Raw genomic sequence first — 17,779 nt, 5'->3', positions numbered from 1 at the left:
GTCTGCCGAAATGGCGTATTCGAACAGTGTGGGACTATGGTTTTGTTTAAGAAATACCATGCTGATTCGGCATGGGGTAGGCGTTTACAGCATTAGACGCCGCTCCCTTACATCGGAATAGTCGCGCCTTCTTCGCCGCCTGCCAGAGAGCCATAAACACGATCTCTGAGCGACCTTATCTGGGGGCAGATGCACGGACTTTTCCGCCAATGAGCGTTTCAGTTCGCGCACCTGCCTTAGTCAAACTGAAAGTAAGGGTAAAAAAATAATATGAAGAAGGCAAAGCTTAGCCTCGCCTGGCAGATCCTGATCGGTCTGGTACTGGGGATTGCAATCGGTGCACTGCTCAACCATTTCAGTGCCGAAAAAGCCTGGTGGATCAGCAACGTCCTGCAACCAGCGGGCGATATCTTTATCCGTCTGATCAAGATGATTGTGATCCCGATCGTGGTTTCTTCGCTGGTCGTCGGTATTGCCGGCGTCGGTGATGCGAAGAAACTCGGACGCATCGGTTTCAAAACCATCGTTTATTTCGAAATCGTCACCACCATTGCGATCCTGGTCGGTCTGGTCCTGGCCAATGTGCTGCATCCGGGCACCGGTATTGACATGAATACCCTGGGGACGGTGGATATTTCCAAGTACCAGGCCACGGCGGCCGAAGTTCAGCATGAACACGCGTTCGTCGAAACCATCCTCAACCTGATCCCGTCGAACATCTTTGCCGCCATGGCGCGTGGCGAGATGCTGCCGATCATCTTCTTCTCGGTGCTTTTCGGTCTCGGTTTGTCGAGCCTGCAGGCCGACTTGCGCGAGCCGCTGGTGAAGATGTTCCAGGGTGTCTCGGAAAGCATGTTCAAAGTCACGCACATGATCATGAACTATGCCCCGATCGGCGTGTTCGCCCTGATCGCGGTGACCGTGGCCAACTTCGGTTTCGCGTCCTTGCTGCCGCTGGCCAAGCTGGTGATCCTGGTTTACTTCGCCATCGCCTTCTTCGCCTTCGTGGTACTGGGCCTGATCGCTCGCCTGTTCGGCTTCTCGGTGATCAAGCTGATGCGCATCTTCAAAGATGAGCTGGTACTGGCCTACTCCACCGCCAGTTCGGAAACCGTGCTGCCGCGGGTGATCGAGAAAATGGAAGCCTATGGTGCGCCAAAAGCCATTTGCAGCTTCGTGGTACCGACCGGCTATTCGTTCAACCTCGATGGTTCGACCCTGTACCAAAGCATCGCGGCGATCTTCATCGCCCAGCTATACGGCATCGACCTGTCGATCAGCCAGCAATTGTTGCTGGTGCTGACCCTGATGGTGACCTCCAAAGGGATCGCCGGTGTGCCAGGCGTATCCTTCGTGGTGCTGCTTGCCACCTTGGGTAGCGTCGGTATTCCATTGGAAGGCCTGGCCTTCATCGCTGGTGTGGACCGCGTCATGGACATGGCGCGCACCGCACTGAACGTGATCGGCAACGCTTTGGCCGTATTGGTCATCTCCCGCTGGGAAGGCATGTACGACGACGCCAAGGGCCAGCGCTACTGGAACTCTCTGCCGCACTGGCGCAGCAAGGAAAAGCTGCCGGCTGGCGAGGCCTCTAACAACTGAGACCCACGCTCCTGAAAAATGGAAATGCGGTTTCACACAAACCCGGGGAAATCCGGGTTTGTCGTCTGTAAAAAAACACTCAAAAACAAAAAAATATTTAATTCATGTCGAATTCCAATGTTCTGGCTGACAGCAATATGTTGAGTTCTCCCCCCGCGCATGACGCAGTGATGGGGCTGAGCAGTGGGCAGACGGTACGGTGGGGCGAGCTGCTGCTCGAAATCATCGAAGACAGCCGCATGCACCTAGTGATGGAAGCCGCTGGTCGTGCCGAGGGCTATGCCTTGGGCTTACGCGATGCGGGGGTCATCACTGAGATTCACCGCGGTCGAATGGTGCGCATGGCCTTGGCTGTGACTGCTGACAAAATCCAGAGCTTGCCCCACGGTGCGTGAAGGCATCCATGATCTGGCCCCCTGACGGGTGACCTGCCTAATCCCTTTGCGCATCACTACTAATAACCAGCCGACCGATAAGCCCAACCGACGGCACATCATTTGTTCAAATTACGTCAGGCCAAAACCCCCAATTCCTTCGCCCGCGCCACAGCCTGTGTCCGCCGCTCCACCCCCAGCTTGCTGTTGATATGACTGGCATGGGTTTTCACCGTGTGCAGGGAAATGAACAGCTGATCGCTGATTTCCTGGTTCGAACAACCTTGGGCAATGAGTTTCAGCACGGCCAGTTCACGGGAGCTGAGCTGCTCGCACGCGGGCAAGGGCTCCGGGGCAATGCGTGCAGCGACGGCGGGCAGGCGCTCTGACAGGCTTTGTACAATCGGCGATTTTGCACAGTGCTGGAGCTGCTCACGCAGCCAGTCAGGGTATTTGTTCAGCAAGCCGTCGAAGGGTTGCAGGGCACCGCCACTGGCCGCTTCCAGGGACTGGACGAAGGCTTGCCGGGCCTCGGGCTCGCGGTTGTGCGCCAGGAGCAGATCGATTTTCTGGGTCAACACCAGCACGCTGAGCAACTGCCGGCCTGTCTGCTGGCCATTCTCGAGCAACGCATTCAAGCGACCTTCGGCCAGCATCGGTTGTCCCTGGATCACCTCCAGCAAGGCCTGCTGCAATTCGATGTGCAGCGGCAGCTGCGGATGGAATTCCGGAGGCGCCGCTGCCTGCTCGCCGTTGTAGGTCTGGCCCAATCGCGCCAGCCAGGCTTCGGCCAGGTCGGTACGGCCCTGGGCCAGCCAGAGTTCGCATTTGACCAGGGTGATCATCGCCAGGTAGTAGATCGGCGGCACGTCCCAGATATGCATCAGGCGTTCGGCTTCGGCAAGTTCGGCGAAAGCTTTCGCGAATTCGCCGCTGCTGCCTTCTAGTTTGGCGATCACGCAATGGCCGATCAATACGCTGATATCGCGACAGGCGCGTGCCTCGGTCAAACCCGCTTGCAATCGCAGCCGCGCAGTCTGTGGTTGCAAGCGCAGGGCCAGCAGGAAACCCTCATACAATGTCAGGCGGGCGCGTACGGCAAACAGCCGTTGCGGGGATAATCCTTGCAGGCGTTGCAGCCCCTGACGGACCTCTTCCATTGCACGCAGGATCTCTCCCCGCGCCTGCAACACCCGGGCGCGGTCGTAGTGGGCCAGCGCTTCGAACAACGGATTGCCGACCCGTTGTGCCAACTCCAGGGAGTCACGGTTCAAACCTCGTGCACGCCACAGGTCACCGTCGGCAATGGCCAGGTTGGACAAGGTCGAGAGGCACATCAGGCGTTGGCCGTAACGCCTGGAGGGGAGACTCTCCAGTGCCTCGGCGCAATAAAGCAACGTCAGCTCGCGATTGCCGCGGCCGCGGGCGATGATTCCGCTCAAGGCCAGCCATTGCGCCAGCATGGATTTCTGCGCCGTGGCCGACGGAGCCGGCAGGAAGCGGCTCAAATGACTGGCCAGCTCCTCGGCGGCGTCCAGCTGACAGGCCAGTCCCAACGCCCAGCTGTACAGCACGATCAGCCGTGGCGTGCTGATCAGCAAGCTGTCGGGCAAGTCCATTTTCCAGCGCAGTAACATGCCGACGTTCTGCTCGGCCAGCAGTTGCTCTTCCGAAAGGTTTTGCACCAGGTTCGCCGCGACATCCAGGTGCCCGGCCCGCAACGCCTGTTCCACCGCCTCATCGAGCAATCCCTGGGCATTGAACCAGCGACAGGCGCGCAGGTGCAGGCTCGCCACCGGTACCATCGCCGGTGTGGCAGGCCGCGTGCGCAGCAGATCGGAAAACAAATGGTGGTAGCGATACCAGTGACCCTGTTCGTCCAGCGGTACCAGGAACACCTGATGGGCCGAGAGGAAACGCAGGATCTCGGCACTGTCGTGGGCTTCGCGGACGGCGTCGCACAGCTCGCTGCAAAAGCGCTCCTGAGGCGCGGTGTCGTACAGGAATGCCTGCACCTCGGCGGGCAGGCAATCGATGACCTCTTCGAGCAGGTAATCGCGGATCAGCCCTTCCCCGCCGTGCAAGGACTGGGGTAACGCGCCAGCGGTGCCCGCTTCGGAGGCCGCCAGCAGCCAGAAACGCAGTCCGGCGACCCAGCCTTCGCTGCGCTGGATCAGGTTCTCCAGCGCTTCGCCGCGCAAGGAGGTGCTGTGTCGATCGAGCAGGGTCAAGGCTTCATCGTGGGTCAGGCGCAGGTCCTGCTCATGCAACTCGAGCAGTTGCCGCGACAGCCGCAGGCGCGCCAGGTGCCAGTCCGGACGCTGGCGGCTGGTCACCATCACCAGCAAGCCGTCGGGAAGATGATTGAGGAAAAACTGCAGGCAACGATCGAGGACCGGACCCTGGGCCAGATGATAATCATCGAGTACCAGTAGCAGCGGCGCCGTCGGCGACACATGCACGGCCAACTCGTCGAGCAGACCGTCCAGCCATTCTTCGAAGGCGAAGGGTTGATGCCGCTGGCGCATCTTCAGCAGTCCCAAGGACTGTCTGCCCAGTTGCGCAAAGTAGTCCTGGAGGCCTTCGAGTAACCGTTCAAGAAAACGCCCGGGGTCGCTGTCGCGCGGACTCAACCCCAGCCAGAGGCTTTGCCAATGGGCCGGCAACCCCTGACAGAACTCCACGGCCAACGAACTCTTGCCGAACCCGGCCGGGGCACTGACCAGCAACAGCCTGCCACCGAGACCGGCACTCAGGCGCTCGCACAAACGCGGCCGCAGCACGTGGCCATCAGGCAACGGCGGCCGAAAAAAGCGCCCGTCCAGTGCTGCGACGGTGACGCTTGCAGGGCCCGGGAGTGGGGACAGATCAGTCATGGCCGGCTCTTGTTTGAAATGCTGATGGCGGCGTTGCAGATGTCCGCAGACTAGCGGTAAACGCAGAGGGAATGAAGGTTATTGCTACAAATGGCTACAAAAAGACTACGAACAAAAAAACGCCCCGAACCAGTCGGGGCGTTTTTCGAGGATGCGGCCTCTGTTTCAGTAAACGTTAGCGAACACCCTCCTGGCGCAACGCCGCCGGAGTGAAGTCGCTGGTGGTCGCGGTGAAGCCGAAGTCATACGCCGACTTCTCTTCGTTCTTCATGCCCAGCGCCAGGTAACGACCCGATTGCAGGTCATACAGGGTTTCCAGGGTGTACCAAGGCACCTGCACGTTGTAATAGTTCTGGGAGTGCGCTTCCGCCACACGCCAGAGCTGATTACGACCGTCGTAGTGGTCGATCACCGCGGCTTGCCAGGTGTCTTCGTCGATATAGAAGTCACGCTTGGCGTAGATGTGACGCTGACCTTCCTTCAGGGTAGCTACCACATGCCAGACCCGGCGCAGCTCGTAGCGAGCCAGGTCCTGGTTGATGTGACCGGCCTTGATGATGTCGGCGTACTTCAGCTTCGGATCGTCGAGCTTGTAGCTGTCGGAGGCAATGTACATCTCTTTCTTGCCTTCGAGCTTCCAGTCGTAACGATCCGGTGCCCCGTTGTACATGTCCAGGTTATCGGAGGTACGCAGGCCATCGGCAGCGGTACCCGGCCCGTCATAGGACACTTGCGGCGCACGACGTACACGGCGCTGACCGGCGTTGTAGACCCATGCCGAACGTGGTTCCTTGACCTGGTCGAGGGTCTCGTGAACCAGCAGCACACCACCGGCCAGACGCGCCGGCGCGGTCACTTTCTGCTTGAAGTAGAACAGGATGTTGCCCGGGTTTGCCGGATCGTAATCCTTCATCTTGTCGCGGAACACGAACTGGTCCTGGAAGTACACCAGGCTGTACGAGCCGTTCGGCTGCGGCGTGGCCTGGGTGACCAGCCGGGTCACGCTGCCGCCGCGATAGCGGGTGATGTGGTTCCAGATGACTTCGACACCGGTTTTCGGAATCGGGAACGGAACCGCAGTTTCGAAGTTTTCCAGGCCGTTGCCACCGGACACCAGGTTGGTGCTGGTGGCGTTTTTCTTGATGGAGGCAAACACGGCATCCGGCACGGTGGCGCCGCGATGGGACGGGTAGACCGGCATCTTGAAGGTTTCCGGGTAACGCTTGAACATCGCGTACTGGCCCGGGGCAAGCTTGCCCTTGTACTGGTCGACGTTCTGCGCCGTGATGGTGAACAGCGGTTTTTCACTGGCGAACGGGTCGGACAGGAAGCCTTTGCCGTCGACGTTACCGGCGTTTTTCGCCATGGGCTTCCAGGCCGGGATCGACCCGTCGGCGTTGCCCGCCATCTCGGCGCCCATCGGGGTCAGGCTCTTGCCCAGCTTGTCCGCTTCAGCCGCAGGGACCGCAGCCATCACGCCTGTCGCCAGCAGCGAAAGCCCCAGAACACCGACGTGGAACAGACTCTTTGTTATTTTCATATATGTGTTCGTCCTGAAAATACAGTGCTTAGAAGTTCACGCCGAAGCTGAGCGCAACGAAGTCGCGGTCATCCGTGGTGGTGTACTTGCCGTCGAAGAAGTTGGTGTATGCCAGGCTCGCGGTGTAGGTGTTCTGGTACTCGGCATCGACGCCCAGGCTGACCGCTTTGCGACCTTCCTCGAAGTTGCCGCCAGGGCCAGGCGAGTAGCCTTCAACGTCATGGGACCAGGCCACGTTCGGCTTGAGGTTCACCCCGGCAAATACGCTGTTGTATTCCCAGATCGCACGACCGCGATAACCCCAGGAGTTGGCGGTGGTAAAACCATCGTTTTCGCAATAGCGACTGACGTTGTTTTGCGGTCCGCCAGCCAGCGTGGAAGTATTCAGTGCCACGCACTGGCCAGCATTCAACGGACCAGGGCCATAGCTCGGGTCTCGGCCGTAACGCGCCTTGGAAGTGCTTTCCAGGCCGCCGACGTGAGTAAAGCCGACCTCGCCCACCAGAGTCAGGCGCTCGGCGCCCATCACTTGGTCGAAGAAGTGGGTCAGGGTGGTCTGCAGCTGGGTCACTTCCTTGCGGCGATAGCCTTGTTGATCCTGCCCTGGCTGCCCTTGAAGCACGGAGACGTTAGGGTTCAGCGGCGTCAGGCCGGAAAAGAGGATGTCGGTGGTGTTGAGCTGAACCGGCGCATTCGGCCGGTAGCTGACTTCACCACTCCACGCAGTACCTGTAGGCAATGTGGTGGAGAAGCTCAGACCGTACAGGCGAATGTCTTCAGGGTATTCGACGTAGTAGCTGGAGTTGCCCGCCACCACCAACGGCAGCAAAGTTGGAGCCAGGCCAGCGGCGACACCCAGTGGTACACCGGCGCCCACCAGCCCCCCCACCAGACCTGCTCCACTGTAGGCGCTCGCCGGTGCGCCATGACCACTGAAAATCGGTGCACGGCTGTGGTAGTTCATGAAATAGGCGCCGAATTCGGTGTCCAGCGGATCGAACATGTATTTGAAGGACACACCGAACTGGCCGCTGTCCCGTGCATCGCGATCCGGACCACGACGAACGATCACGCCTTCATCCGGATCGCCCCAGGTCACGCCCCTGGCAGCGAGTGTGTTGATGCTGGCATTACGCAGCCCAGCCGGCAGCCCCGCAGCCGCCAGTGCACCGTTGAGGCCGTTGCGGGTGCGCAATACCGCGAGGTTGTTGTCGCAGCCATCGGAGATCACGTCCGGTTGCGAGAAGAACGTGCCGCAGTTGTCGGTAACGGTCTGGTCCCATTCCAATTGATAGAAGGCTTCGGCCGAGAGGTTCTCGGTGAGGCTCTGGGACACGTAGAACATGTTGACCGGGATCAGGCCTTCCTTGATCTCGGCGCCTGGACGACGGAAAGCGGAAACGTCGATCGGGTTGATCGAGTTGATGCCGCCGCCGATGAAGGTACTTTCACCCCAACTCACGACCTGCTTGCCCAGACGCACGGAGCCCGGCTGATCGGCAACGGAGTAGTTGTGGTAGACGAAGGCATCGAGGATCTGCCCGCCGGAGGACTTGGCGCCCTCCTTGCGGTTGCTGTCGCTGATGTCCTTGAACGGACGGCTTTCGTCCTTGAGTTCGAAGTCATACCAGTATTTGCCACGGACGAAAACGCCGGTGTCGCCATATTTCAATTCAAGGTCATGGATACCCTTGAAGATCTTCGAGAACGTTTCCCCGCTCTTGAAGTTCAAGTGACCATCATCGGAGGTCTGGGACAGGCCGCGACCGCCGTTGTTGACGCCGATGAGGTTCTTGTTGGCACTCTCGGTAGACCAACTGGCTCCGATCGACAGGGATGAGTCGAACTGACCTTCGATCTCACCAACGTTGAAACTGACGCCGAATGCTGGCCCGGCGAGCGTAGAGGCAAGACTGACCGCCAGGGGCAGTTTCGCCCTGCGCCAGAACTGGTTTACTGATGTCATCGACGCTACTCCATGTGCATTATTGTTATGGCAATTAGCACTCTTAAAAACGCGATGGATGACTGGGCGCCAAGGTGGCCCTAAGTCATTCCAAAGTTGCATCGCCCCGGTGTGTGCGTGTGCTTCCGTTCTTAAAAATCCTTGAGCGGACTATAGCCAGCAGGTAGTACTGCTTGATCCCTCTAAAGTGTGATTTGCAGCGGCCAACCACTCTGGAACAGTCCTTTCGCCAATCCGACACCTGTCGGCACGGCAAGGATGGCTGAAAATTCGGATTTCACAAGCCAAGCGCTTGCTTGGTGGGCCTGGCGTGCCTTTTCGGGCACGCCAGGGGACGCTTAAAGCGTCGAGAGGAAGGTGCTGTTATTGGCTTGCCATTCGGTGATGTCGACGCGAATCCGCTTCTTGTCGAGTTTGCCGACACTGGTCTTGGGAATTTCAGTAACAAGGGCGATCTGGCTCGGAATGGCCCACTTGCTCAGGTGCCCCTGCTCCACGAATGGCTTGAGGTGCTCCTTGAGTTCCTTGGCCCCGATAACCTGGCCTTCGCGGACCACCAGCAAGGCAAACGGCCGCTCGCCCCATTGCGGATCGGCAATGCCCACCACTGCTACTTCGCGTACCGCCGGGTGGCGGCTGATCAGGTCTTCCAGGTCCAGTGAGGAAATCCACTCACCGCCGGTCTTGATCACGTCCTTGATCCGGTCGCGAATGTCGATCACCCCCATGCTGTCCAGGGTCGCCACGTCACCGGTGTGCAGCCAGCCCCCGGCCCAGAGTTCGGCCCCCTTCTGCGGCTCGTTGAAATATCCCTCGGTGAGCCACGGCGCACGCAGCACCAGTTCGCCCTGGGTCTCGCCATCGGCGGGCAGGAAGTTGCCGTCGGTGTCGACGATGGCCGCTTCTACCAGGGGCCCCGGCACACCGGCCTTGATCCGGTACGTGGTGCGTTCGTCTTCGGTGCCGGCCATCAGTTCATCGTTGAGGTGCGCGCACGACACCAGCGGCCCGGTTTCCGACATGCCGTAGGCGGCGGTCAGCTGAATGCCCTTGGCCTTGGCCGCTTCGTACAGCGCATGGTTCAGCGCACTGCCGCCGATCACGATCTTCCAGCCGCCGAAATCCGTGCCTTGTGCCGCCTTGGAATTGAGGACCATTTGCAGAATGGTCGGCACGCAGTGGGAAAAGGTGACCTTCTCCTTACGCCACAGCTCCACCAGGTATTCCGGGTCATAGCGACCGGGATAGACCTGCTTGAGACCGAGCATGGTCGCCACATACGGCAGGCCCCAGGCGTGCACATGGAACATTGGGGTGATGGGCATGTACACGTCGTTGGTGCCCAGCAGTCTTACGCTGTCGATGGCCCCCATGATCGTCGACACCCCCATGGTGTGCAGCACCAGTTGCCGATGAGTGAAATACACGCCTTTGGGATTGCCGGTGGTGCCGGTGGTGTAGAAGGTGGTCGCGACCGAGTTTTCGTCGAAGTCCTGGAAGTCGTACCGGGTGCTCGCGGCCGCCAGCAGTTGCTCGTACTCGCCGATTAGGTTCGGCAAGTCGGCGGTTTTTTCCGGCAGATCGGTCAGCAGCAGCGTCTTCTCTACCGTGGTCAGGTGCCCGGCAATCGCGTTGTACAGTCCGACGAACTCGCTGTTGACCAGCACGAAGCGGTCCTCGGCGTGGTTCATGGTGTAGAGGATCTGCTCCGGAGACAGGCGCACGTTGATGGTGTGGATCACCGCACCGATCATCGGGATGGCGAACATGCACTCCAAGTATCGATGGCTGTCCCAATCCATGACCGCTACGGTATCGCCGGCCTTGACGCCGGCTGCCGTGAGTACGTTGGCCAGCCGTGCGACCCGTTCGATCAGAGTCGGATAGCTGTAGCGCAACTGGTCGCGGTAAATGATCTCGCGGGTTTTCTCGTAACGCGCGCCGGACATCAACAGCCGTTTGATCAACAGCGGATACTGGTAAGCGCCTTCGGCTGGGGGGATAACGCGAGTCTGCAACATAAGAATCCCTTTTCTGACTACACGGTCGTGACTGAAAGTAAGCACTCTAGTGCCCTTGGGCGCCAGCCAAATCAGCCAAAGGAATGATTTGCACGACCGAGCAAATGATAGCGTTGCGCCATCATCCACATTGCAAATGCAGGAGCTGCCGCAGGCTGCGATCTTTTGATCTTTGGCGATTTCAATACCGCTGAAAATCAAAAGATCGCAGCCTTCGGCAGCTCCTACAGGCGATCAATGCATCTCGGTAAACGCGAGCTTCACACCGATGGCGATCAGCACCGCGCCCATGGTCCGGTCGAACCAATGGCCCATGCGCGCGAAACCGGCGCGGACACGCTGCTGGCTGAACAGCATCGCCACCAGGCAAAACCACACCGCCGTGGCCAGCGCCAGATAGAGCCCGTAGCCCGCCTGTACCGCCAGCGGCGTGTGCGGATTGATCACCACGGTGAACAGCGACAGGAAGAACAGCGTGGCTTTCGGGTTCAGGCCATTGGTCACGAAACCCGAGGTAAAGGCACCACGGGCCGTACGCTCGCCTGCTTCCTGGTGCAGATCGTCCTTCACCGGCCTGGCCGGCTGCGCGCGCAGGGCCTTGAAGCCGATATACAACAGATAAGCGGCAGCGGCCCACTTCAAGGCGTTGAACAACACGATCGACTGCGACACGATCAGACCGATGCCGAGCAACGAGTAACCGACGTGCAGGAAAATGGCCGTGCCGACACCCAGCGCCGTCCAGGTGCCGGCGCGACGACCGTGGGTCACGCTTTCACGGACCACCACGGCAAAGTCCGGGCCGGGGCTGGCGACGGCCAGCAAATGAATCAGGGCAACGGTCAAGAACTCTGTCCAGTACATGGGAACTCCTTTTGGCCAAGCGTAACTGTTTGTTTCATCTGGTAGGCTCGGCAGATTACGCCTTCAGTTCAACGCACAAAAGGTACAGTTGATGACGAACTCTCGCCGCGCCGTTTTCCTCGACCATCCCTCCCTGGACCTGGGCGATCTCGACCTCAGCCCGTTGCGCGCCTGTTTCAGCGAACTGCAGCTGTTCGCGCAGACCACGCCTGACCAGGTCATCGACCGCCTCAAGGGCGCCACCGTCGCCATCAGCAACAAAATCCCGATCGATGCCGATACCATTGCCGCCAGCCCCGAGCTGAAGTTGATCCTGATCACCGCCACCGGCACCAACAACGTCGACCTCGTCGCTGCCCGCGCCCATGGCATAACCGTGTGCAACTGTCAGGGTTACGGCACGCCGTCGGTGGCTCAACACACGATCATGTTGCTGCTCAATCTGGCGACACGCCTGGCCGACTATCAGAAAGCCGTCGGCGAAGGTCGCTGGCAGCAGGCGAAACAGTTCTGCCTGCTGGACTATCCGATTGTCGAACTGGAAGGCAAATCCCTCGGCTTGCTCGGTCACGGCGAATTGGGCGGCGCGGTCGCACGGCTGGCCGAAGCGTTCGGCATGCGCGTGTTGCTGGGGCAGATTCCGGGACGCCCGGCCCGGCCGGATCGCTTGCCTTTGGATGTGCTGCTGCCGCAAATCGACGCGCTGACCCTGCACTGCCCGCTCAACGAACACACCCGCCACTTCATCGGTGCCCGTGAACTTGCGTCGATGAAACCCGGCGCCTTCGTGGTCAACACCGCTCGCGGTGGCCTGATCGACGAACAGGCCTTGGCCGATGCCTTGCGCAACGGTCATCTGGGCGGCGCGGCCACCGACGTGCTGAGCGTCGAGCCACCGACCGCTGGCAACCCGTTGCTGGCCCAGGACATCCCACGACTGATCGTCACTCCGCACAATGCCTGGGGCAGTCGCGAAGCGCGGCAGCGGATCGTTGGCCAATTGACCGAGAATGCTCAGGGATATTTCAGCGGTACAGCGCTGCGGGTCGTCAGTTGATAAACTGCGGCACTTTTTTTCAAGGAGCAGAGTATGGATCCGCGCAGTGAAGTACTGCTTCGTCAGGCTGAGTTATTCCAGGGTTCGGTGTTGCTGGCCGGCTTGCCCGCCGACGATCTGCTGGGCCGTCTGCCCGAGGCCCATGGCTGGTGCTGGCATGCCGGCGATCAAGCGGCGCTGGACGCGCGGTTCGCCGAGCGCAGCTATTTTGGCGTAACGGTGCCGGAGCGTGAGTTCGATACTGCCGTGGTGTTTCTGCCCAAGTCCAAGGACCTGACCGATTACATTCTCAATGCCGTCGCCTCGCGCCTGGCCGGTCGCGAGGTGTATCTGGTCGGCGAAAAACGCAGTGGCATCGAGGGTGCGGCCAAGCAACTGAACCCGTTCGGCAAACCGCGCAAACTCGACAGCGCACGGCATTGCCAGCTGTGGCAGGTCACCGTGGCCAATGCGCCGCAAGCCAAATCACTGGAAAGCCTGGCCCAGGAATATGAACTGCCGCTGGCCGAAGGCCCATTGAAAGTCATCAGCCTGCCAGGTGTGTTCAGCCACGGCCGGCTGGATCGCGGCAGCGCCTTGCTGCTGGAACACCTGGATAAGTTGCCGAGCGGCCACCTGCTGGACTTCGGTTGCGGCGCCGGTGTGTTGGGGGCGGCGGTGAAACGTCGTTATCCGCACAACCTGGTCACTTTGCTTGATGTGGATGCGTTTGCCGCTGCCAGCAGTCGTCTGACCTTGGCTGCCAACGGTCTTGAGGCGGACGTTATTACCGGTGACGGAATCGATGCCGCCCCCATGGGTTTAAGTGCCATCTTGAGCAACCCGCCCTTCCATGTCGGGGTCCATACCGATTATCACGCTACGGAGAACTTGCTGCGAAAAGCAGCCAAACATCTGAAAAATGGTGGCGAACTGCGGTTGGTAGCGAACAGCTTCCTGAAGTATCAACCATTGATCGAAGAGCACCTGGGTGTCTGTGCAATCAAGGCCGAGGGGCAAGGGTTCAGAATCTACCGGGCCAAGCGCGGCTGACACTTCTTTTAAAAAAAGAGGCTTGCCCAATCGGATTTGCCTAGGCAGAATCCGCTCCGTCCTAGGGGAGTAGTCTCCCACGAGCGCCATGCTCGTCCGGCATACGTCAACATACTTGGTCAAAAGACCATGGCGTATGCGACCCAAGCGTCCGCATCAGACGGAACGCAGGGTTTGACAAGACCTATGACACGAACACCTTACCCGGGGCGGGAAGGCTGTACGTGTCATAGCCGTGTCGACCCGCCCCTTAGGAAAACCCTGATGCTGGATTCTCTACTCGTTCCTACCGCAATCGTTGCCTTGGCCGAAATCGGCGACAAGACGCAACTGCTCGCGCTCATTCTCGCTGCCCGTTTTCGCAAACCCTGGCCAATCATCGCCGGCATCGTCGCCGCGACCCTGGCCAACCATGCGGCAGCCGGTGCGGTAGGCGCCTGGTTCGGCAGTTTCTTCTCGAATGCGACGCTGCACTGGATCCTCGCCGCCAGCTTCGCCGCGACGGCGCTGTGGACCCTGGTGCCGGACAAGATGGACGACGACGAAGCCAGCACCGCCCGCAAGTTCGGACCGTTCCTGACGACGCTGATTGCGTTTTTCCTCGCGGAGATGGGTGACAAGACCCAGGTCGCCACCGTGATGCTCGCCGCGCAATACCCGGACCTGTGGCTGGTGATCATCGGCACCACCGCCGGCATGTTGATTGCCAACGTGCCGGTGGTACTGGCGGGTAACTTTGCCGCGGACAAATTGCCACTGACCTTGATCCGTCGCCTGGCGGCGTCGGCGTTCCTCATCCTGGCCATTGTCGCGGTGTACAAGGCGATGCAGAGCAGTGGGTGGTTGTAACTCCACACGCTGATCATTCCCACGCTCCGCGTGGGAATGCATCCCGTGACGCTCCGCGTCACGACGTTAAAGCGGACGCAGAGCGTCCAGGGCGGCATTCCCACGCGGAGCGTGGGAACGATCATCGGCTCAGGATTTCTTGGCTTGCTCGTACAGCGGCATGACCTTCGGAATCGCTGCCTGCAATGAAGCGATACGACTCGACGAAGCCGGGTGAGTGCTCATGAACTCCGGTGGCGAACCTTCCGAGGCCTTGCTCATCTTGTTCCACAGGGTGATCGCGGCATTCGGGTTGTAACCGGCGCGTGCGGCCAGTTCCAGGCCGATCAGGTCCGCCTCGTTTTCATTGGAACGGCTGTTGGGCAGGGTCATGCCGTAGTTGGCCACGGTGTCCGCCAGCGCCAGGCTATCCTGGCCCAGGCCGAACAAGGCACCTGCACCCTGCTTGGCCATCTCGATACCGTAGGCCTTGGACATCGCTTCCCGACCGTGCTCGCGCAGGGCGTGGGCGATTTCATGGCCCATGATCGCAGCAATTTCATCGTCGGTCAGTTTCAGGCTGTCAATCAGCCCGGTGTAGAAAATGATCTTGCCGCCAGGCCCGCAATTGGCGTTGAGTTCATCGCTCTTGATCAGATTGACTTCCCACTTCCACTGCGCCGAATCCGGACGAAATTTCGGCGCCTGGGCAATCAGCCGATCGGCAATCGCCTGGACGCGTTTGGCGTCGTTACTGGTCTTGTCCAGCACACCTTTGCTGGTCGCCTCGCCCACTGTCTTTTGATAAGACTGGGCATACATCTGGTTGACCTCATCAGTCGACAACATGCTGAACATGTACTGCTTGCGCTCAACGCCCACAGCGCCACCGCTGGTGGTATTGACCGACTGACAACCGGCGAGCAGCAAACCTGCGCTCAGCGCACACAAAACCAATGTCTTGCTCATCAAAAAACTCCCTGAAAACATGCCGGGTATCCTAGGCGTGGATTGGTATCGGCGCCAGATACATCAGATATGCAGACTGATATTTCGGATAAAGCTCCCATCGCTGCAGTAAAAAAACTTCCCCGCGATGGCGTCAGCACAAACGCTCCATTAACCCGGGGTCAAACACTCCGGCCCATTGAGCTTCGGATCATTCACCATGTTCGCCAGCACCCGCTCGCGCAACGTCGCGGGCTCTCTGGCAAGCAACGCCTGCAACCCATGCAGCGGTGTCTCAGGATTGAGCCATGCCTCCTGCCCCGCTGCGTCGAGAATCAGCGGCCGACGTTGGCTCGCCGCCGGCTGGGTGATCACCGCCGTACTCAACCATACCTGTTCCTGCACCGGATAGGCTTCCCAGATCGCCGCAAAAAACAGCGCCGAGCCCTCCGCCGGGGTCAGCCAGTAAGGACGCTTGCGGGTGGTGCCGCGCCATTCGTAGAAACCGTTGGCCGGTAGCAGGCAGCGACGCGAACGCAGGGCCTCGCGGAACATCGGCTGTTCGGCCACGGTTTCGGCGCGGGCATGGGCCGGGGTGCGGGACAGGTCGGTCAGCCACGGTGGGGTCAGCCCCCAACGGGCACGGGCCAACTCACGCTGGCCATCACTGCCGGCGCGCAGCATCAACACCGAATCGTTGGGAGAAATATTCCACTGGGCCTGTTGATCGGCGGGGAAACCAGGCAGGGCCGCGAAGGCCGGGTTCCAGCGAAATAGGGCATAACGTCCACACATGGGGCAACACAACTCTAGATAAAACGAACACCAGCCTAACAGACCAGCGTGCCGGGAAAACTCTCCGGTTCATCGCCGGACAGCGGCAGTGCTGCATTGTACGCAGTGATCAGTTCCCTGGCGTAGTCAGCCTGATCGTTATCGACCGACAGCCCCAGCAGACCGAAGATCGGCAATTCGCCGGTGCCCCCGATCAAATCACGTCCCACCAGATGCGCCTCGATGCCCTCGCTGGCCAACATGCCTTGCAGCAGCTCCCCTTCCATCAGGTTTTCCGGCTCGTAGATTCGCTGCATGGGGCGCCCCTTTTCATTCGTTTTCGCTGTGAACTTCGAGCAACCATTCTTGACCGTCGGTCTGCAGGACAAACGTAATGGGGCGACAACACACCGGGCAATCTTCGATATACGTCTGATCGCCGCCGGACAAGTCCAGAACAGCTTCAGCCTCTTCACCACAATACGGACATTCGTAGCGCTCGGTTTCCAGCATCGCGGTCTCCCGGGTGACTTGTGCGTATAATCGCCGGTCTATTTGCAGGGCTATTTTTGTCTGGCTACCTTTTCAGACCGTGCCCCGTTGGTTTTCGATCAAAACCTTTACTTACCCTAGCCGTTTCCAACAAGAGAGCATGATGGGCGAATTCGATGCCATCCGACCTTACGACGATAGCGAAGTCCCGGCAGTGCTGAACCGGCTGCTTGGTGACAAGGCGTTTCTAGATATCCTCATCCACTTCCGCTTCCCGCGTTATGCCGGTGCCTTCGGCTGGATGCTCAAACCTCTTATAGCTCATCGGCTGCGCCGTGAGTTCGCCGGCGTCAATTCGGTGGCCACGTTGCAGGACAAAGTCGAGTTCTACGTCGACCACACCATCGAGCGGGCCACCGACGGCGTGACGTACACCGGCGTCGAGCAGTTCAAGTCCGGCAGCGCCTATCTGTTCATCGCCAATCATCGCGACATCGTGATGGACCCGGCCTTCGTCAACTACGCGGTGTACCACGCCGGCCTGCCGACACCCCGCATCGCGATTGGCGACAACCTGCTGCAAAAGCCCTTCGTCAGCGACCTGATGCGCCTGAACAAGAGTTTCATCGTGCACCGTTCGATCAGCGGTCGGCGCGAGAAGATGGCGGCCTATCAACTGCTGTCGGCCTATATCAACCACTCGATCCGCAATGATTGCGCATCGATCTGGATCGCCCAGGCCGAAGGTAGGGCCAAGGACGGCGACGATCGCACCGAATCGGCGATCCTCAAGATGTTCCACATGAGCCGCAAGGACGAGCCGTTCGGCGAAGTCATCCGCTCGCTGAACGTCACCCCGGTGTCGATCAGCTACGAGTACGACCCGTGCGACCAGGCCAAGGCTCGCGAGCTGTTCATCCGCGCCACCACTGGCAGCTACACCAAAGCGCCGGGCGAGGACGACGTGAGCATCGCCAAGGGCATCACCGGCTACAAGGGCCGCGTCCATGTGAACTTCGCCGCGCCGATCACGCAGCTGTTCGAAGACACCAAGCAATTGGCGATCGAGATGGACAAGCAGATTCTCGGCGGCTATCGGTTATTCCCGGTGCATTACCTGGCGTATGCACAGTGGAAAGACGCCGACCCGCAATTGCAGGTGCCGAAAGCCACCGAAGTGTTCACGGCCGATGAACTGGTCAAGGCGCAGGAGGAATGGCAACGACGCCTGGAGGCATGCCCGGAAGAACATCGCCCGTTCCTCGTGCTGCAATATGCGACGCCGGTGCGTAATCAATATCGGGTGAAGGCGGGATTGGCGCTTTAAAGATCAAAAGATCAAAAGATCAAAAGATCAAAAGATCAAAAGATCAAAAGATCGCAGCCTGCGGCAGCTCCTACGGAA

At 59.8% G+C, this 17,779-nt stretch carries 15 protein-coding genes and 1 riboswitch; of the genes, 6 read left to right on the top strand and 9 right to left on the bottom strand.

What is annotated here, in order from left to right; genetic code table 11:
• The first annotated feature begins 270 nt into the window (after window positions 1-270).
• A complete protein-coding gene (gltP, locus tag ACA067_RS04255; protein WP_497460736.1) occupies window positions 271-1,602 on the top strand; it encodes a glutamate/aspartate:proton symporter GltP in 1,332 nt (443 codons plus the stop codon).
• A gap of 104 nt (window positions 1,603-1,706) precedes the next feature.
• Window positions 1,707-1,997 carry a hypothetical protein gene (locus tag ACA067_RS04250; RefSeq protein ID WP_497460735.1) on the top strand — a complete coding sequence of 97 codons (291 nt, stop codon included), beginning with the start codon at window positions 1,707-1,709 and terminating at the stop codon, window positions 1,995-1,997.
• 116 nt (window positions 1,998-2,113) lie between these two features.
• On the opposite strand, the gene ACA067_RS04245 is transcribed toward ACA067_RS04250, so the two are convergent.
• The 5 genes from ACA067_RS04245 to ACA067_RS04225 form a co-directional block, all read right to left on the bottom strand.
• Window positions 2,114-4,852 (bottom strand): winged helix-turn-helix domain-containing protein, encoded by a 2,739-nt coding sequence (locus ACA067_RS04245; RefSeq protein WP_497460734.1) that lies wholly within the window; start codon window positions 4,850-4,852, stop codon window positions 2,114-2,116.
• Between the two features lie 175 nt (window positions 4,853-5,027).
• Window positions 5,028-6,392, bottom strand: a complete 1,365-nt coding sequence (locus tag ACA067_RS04240) for a DUF1329 domain-containing protein (protein WP_497460733.1) — start codon at window positions 6,390-6,392, stop codon at window positions 5,028-5,030.
• Between the two features lie 28 nt (window positions 6,393-6,420).
• Window positions 6,421-8,358, bottom strand: a complete 1,938-nt coding sequence (locus tag ACA067_RS04235) for a DUF1302 domain-containing protein (RefSeq protein WP_497460732.1) — start codon at window positions 8,356-8,358, stop codon at window positions 6,421-6,423.
• A gap of 338 nt (window positions 8,359-8,696) precedes the next feature.
• Window positions 8,697-10,379 (bottom strand): fatty acid--CoA ligase, encoded by a 1,683-nt coding sequence (locus tag ACA067_RS04230; protein WP_497460731.1) that lies wholly within the window; start codon window positions 10,377-10,379, stop codon window positions 8,697-8,699.
• A 234-nt stretch (window positions 10,380-10,613) separates the two neighbouring features.
• The gene (locus ACA067_RS04225; protein WP_497460730.1) at window positions 10,614-11,243 is read right to left on the bottom strand and encodes a LysE family translocator; all 630 of its coding nucleotides are present in this window, start codon (window positions 11,241-11,243) and stop codon (window positions 10,614-10,616) included.
• A 91-nt stretch (window positions 11,244-11,334) separates the two neighbouring features.
• Here ACA067_RS04225 and ACA067_RS04220 point away from each other — a divergent pair, with 91 nt between their 5' ends.
• The 3 genes from ACA067_RS04220 (at window position 11,335) to ACA067_RS04210 (ending at window position 14,181) form a co-directional block, all read left to right on the top strand.
• Window positions 11,335-12,300, top strand: coding sequence for a 2-hydroxyacid dehydrogenase (locus ACA067_RS04220; RefSeq protein WP_497460729.1), 966 nt, complete (start codon window positions 11,335-11,337; stop codon window positions 12,298-12,300).
• A gap of 33 nt (window positions 12,301-12,333) precedes the next feature.
• On the top strand, window positions 12,334-13,332 hold the full coding sequence (locus tag ACA067_RS04215) for a methyltransferase (protein WP_497460728.1): 999 nt from the start codon (window positions 12,334-12,336) through the stop codon (window positions 13,330-13,332).
• 51 nt (window positions 13,333-13,383) lie between these two features.
• Window positions 13,384-13,508: riboswitch (yybP-ykoY riboswitch) on the top strand.
• An 88-nt stretch (window positions 13,509-13,596) separates the two neighbouring features.
• On the top strand, window positions 13,597-14,181 hold the full coding sequence (locus ACA067_RS04210) for a TMEM165/GDT1 family protein (protein ID WP_497460727.1): 585 nt from the start codon (window positions 13,597-13,599) through the stop codon (window positions 14,179-14,181).
• Between the two features lie 129 nt (window positions 14,182-14,310).
• On the opposite strand, the gene ACA067_RS04205 is transcribed toward ACA067_RS04210, so the two are convergent.
• The 4 genes from ACA067_RS04205 to ACA067_RS04190 form a co-directional block, all read right to left on the bottom strand.
• Window positions 14,311-15,129 carry a M48 family metallopeptidase gene (locus tag ACA067_RS04205; RefSeq protein ID WP_150797326.1) on the bottom strand — a complete coding sequence of 273 codons (819 nt, stop codon included), beginning with the start codon at window positions 15,127-15,129 and terminating at the stop codon, window positions 14,311-14,313.
• A 150-nt stretch (window positions 15,130-15,279) separates the two neighbouring features.
• Window positions 15,280-15,903 carry an SOS response-associated peptidase gene (locus ACA067_RS04200; RefSeq protein WP_497460726.1) on the bottom strand — a complete coding sequence of 208 codons (624 nt, stop codon included), beginning with the start codon at window positions 15,901-15,903 and terminating at the stop codon, window positions 15,280-15,282.
• 35 nt (window positions 15,904-15,938) lie between these two features.
• Entirely contained in the window at window positions 15,939-16,199 is a 261-nt protein-coding gene (locus ACA067_RS04195) for a putative signal transducing protein (protein WP_497460725.1), read from the bottom strand.
• A gap of 13 nt (window positions 16,200-16,212) precedes the next feature.
• Complete coding sequence (locus tag ACA067_RS04190; protein WP_008153387.1) at window positions 16,213-16,395, bottom strand: CPXCG motif-containing cysteine-rich protein; 183 nt, start codon at window positions 16,393-16,395, stop codon at window positions 16,213-16,215.
• Between the two features lie 139 nt (window positions 16,396-16,534).
• On the opposite strand from ACA067_RS04190, the gene ACA067_RS04185 reads away from it, so the two are divergent.
• The gene (locus tag ACA067_RS04185; RefSeq protein ID WP_497460724.1) at window positions 16,535-17,701 is read left to right on the top strand and encodes a 1-acyl-sn-glycerol-3-phosphate acyltransferase; all 1,167 of its coding nucleotides are present in this window, start codon (window positions 16,535-16,537) and stop codon (window positions 17,699-17,701) included.
• Window positions 17,702-17,779: the final 78 nt, after the last annotated feature.

It is taken from the genome of Pseudomonas sp. LBUM1674, from assembly GCF_059695635.1.
Note: the sequence above shows the minus strand (reverse complement) of the source record. Positions and strands in the feature narration are given on the sequence as shown.

What these genes read in the sequence shown, in the direction of transcription:
- gltP (WP_497460736.1), top strand. Translation starts at nt 271, where the DNA reads ATGAAGAAGGCAAAGCTTAGCCTCGCCTGGCAGATCCTGATCGGTCTG.
- ACA067_RS04250 (WP_497460735.1), top strand. Translation starts at nt 1,707, where the DNA reads ATGTCGAATTCCAATGTTCTGGCTGACAGCAATATGTTGAGTTCTCCC.
- ACA067_RS04245 (WP_497460734.1), bottom strand. Translation starts at nt 4,852, where the DNA reads ATGACTGATCTGTCCCCACTCCCGGGCCCTGCAAGCGTCACCGTCGCA.
- ACA067_RS04240 (WP_497460733.1), bottom strand. Translation starts at nt 6,392, where the DNA reads ATGAAAATAACAAAGAGTCTGTTCCACGTCGGTGTTCTGGGGCTTTCG.
- ACA067_RS04235 (WP_497460732.1), bottom strand. Translation starts at nt 8,358, where the DNA reads ATGACATCAGTAAACCAGTTCTGGCGCAGGGCGAAACTGCCCCTGGCG.
- ACA067_RS04230 (WP_497460731.1), bottom strand. Translation starts at nt 10,379, where the DNA reads ATGTTGCAGACTCGCGTTATCCCCCCAGCCGAAGGCGCTTACCAGTAT.
- ACA067_RS04225 (WP_497460730.1), bottom strand. Translation starts at nt 11,243, where the DNA reads ATGTACTGGACAGAGTTCTTGACCGTTGCCCTGATTCATTTGCTGGCC.
- ACA067_RS04220 (WP_497460729.1), top strand. Translation starts at nt 11,335, where the DNA reads ATGACGAACTCTCGCCGCGCCGTTTTCCTCGACCATCCCTCCCTGGAC.
- ACA067_RS04215 (WP_497460728.1), top strand. Translation starts at nt 12,334, where the DNA reads ATGGATCCGCGCAGTGAAGTACTGCTTCGTCAGGCTGAGTTATTCCAG.
- ACA067_RS04210 (WP_497460727.1), top strand. Translation starts at nt 13,597, where the DNA reads ATGCTGGATTCTCTACTCGTTCCTACCGCAATCGTTGCCTTGGCCGAA.
- ACA067_RS04205 (WP_150797326.1), bottom strand. Translation starts at nt 15,129, where the DNA reads ATGAGCAAGACATTGGTTTTGTGTGCGCTGAGCGCAGGTTTGCTGCTC.
- ACA067_RS04200 (WP_497460726.1), bottom strand. Translation starts at nt 15,903, where the DNA reads ATGTGTGGACGTTATGCCCTATTTCGCTGGAACCCGGCCTTCGCGGCC.
- ACA067_RS04195 (WP_497460725.1), bottom strand. Translation starts at nt 16,199, where the DNA reads ATGCAGCGAATCTACGAGCCGGAAAACCTGATGGAAGGGGAGCTGCTG.
- ACA067_RS04190 (WP_008153387.1), bottom strand. Translation starts at nt 16,395, where the DNA reads ATGCTGGAAACCGAGCGCTACGAATGTCCGTATTGTGGTGAAGAGGCT.
- ACA067_RS04185 (WP_497460724.1), top strand. Translation starts at nt 16,535, where the DNA reads ATGATGGGCGAATTCGATGCCATCCGACCTTACGACGATAGCGAAGTC.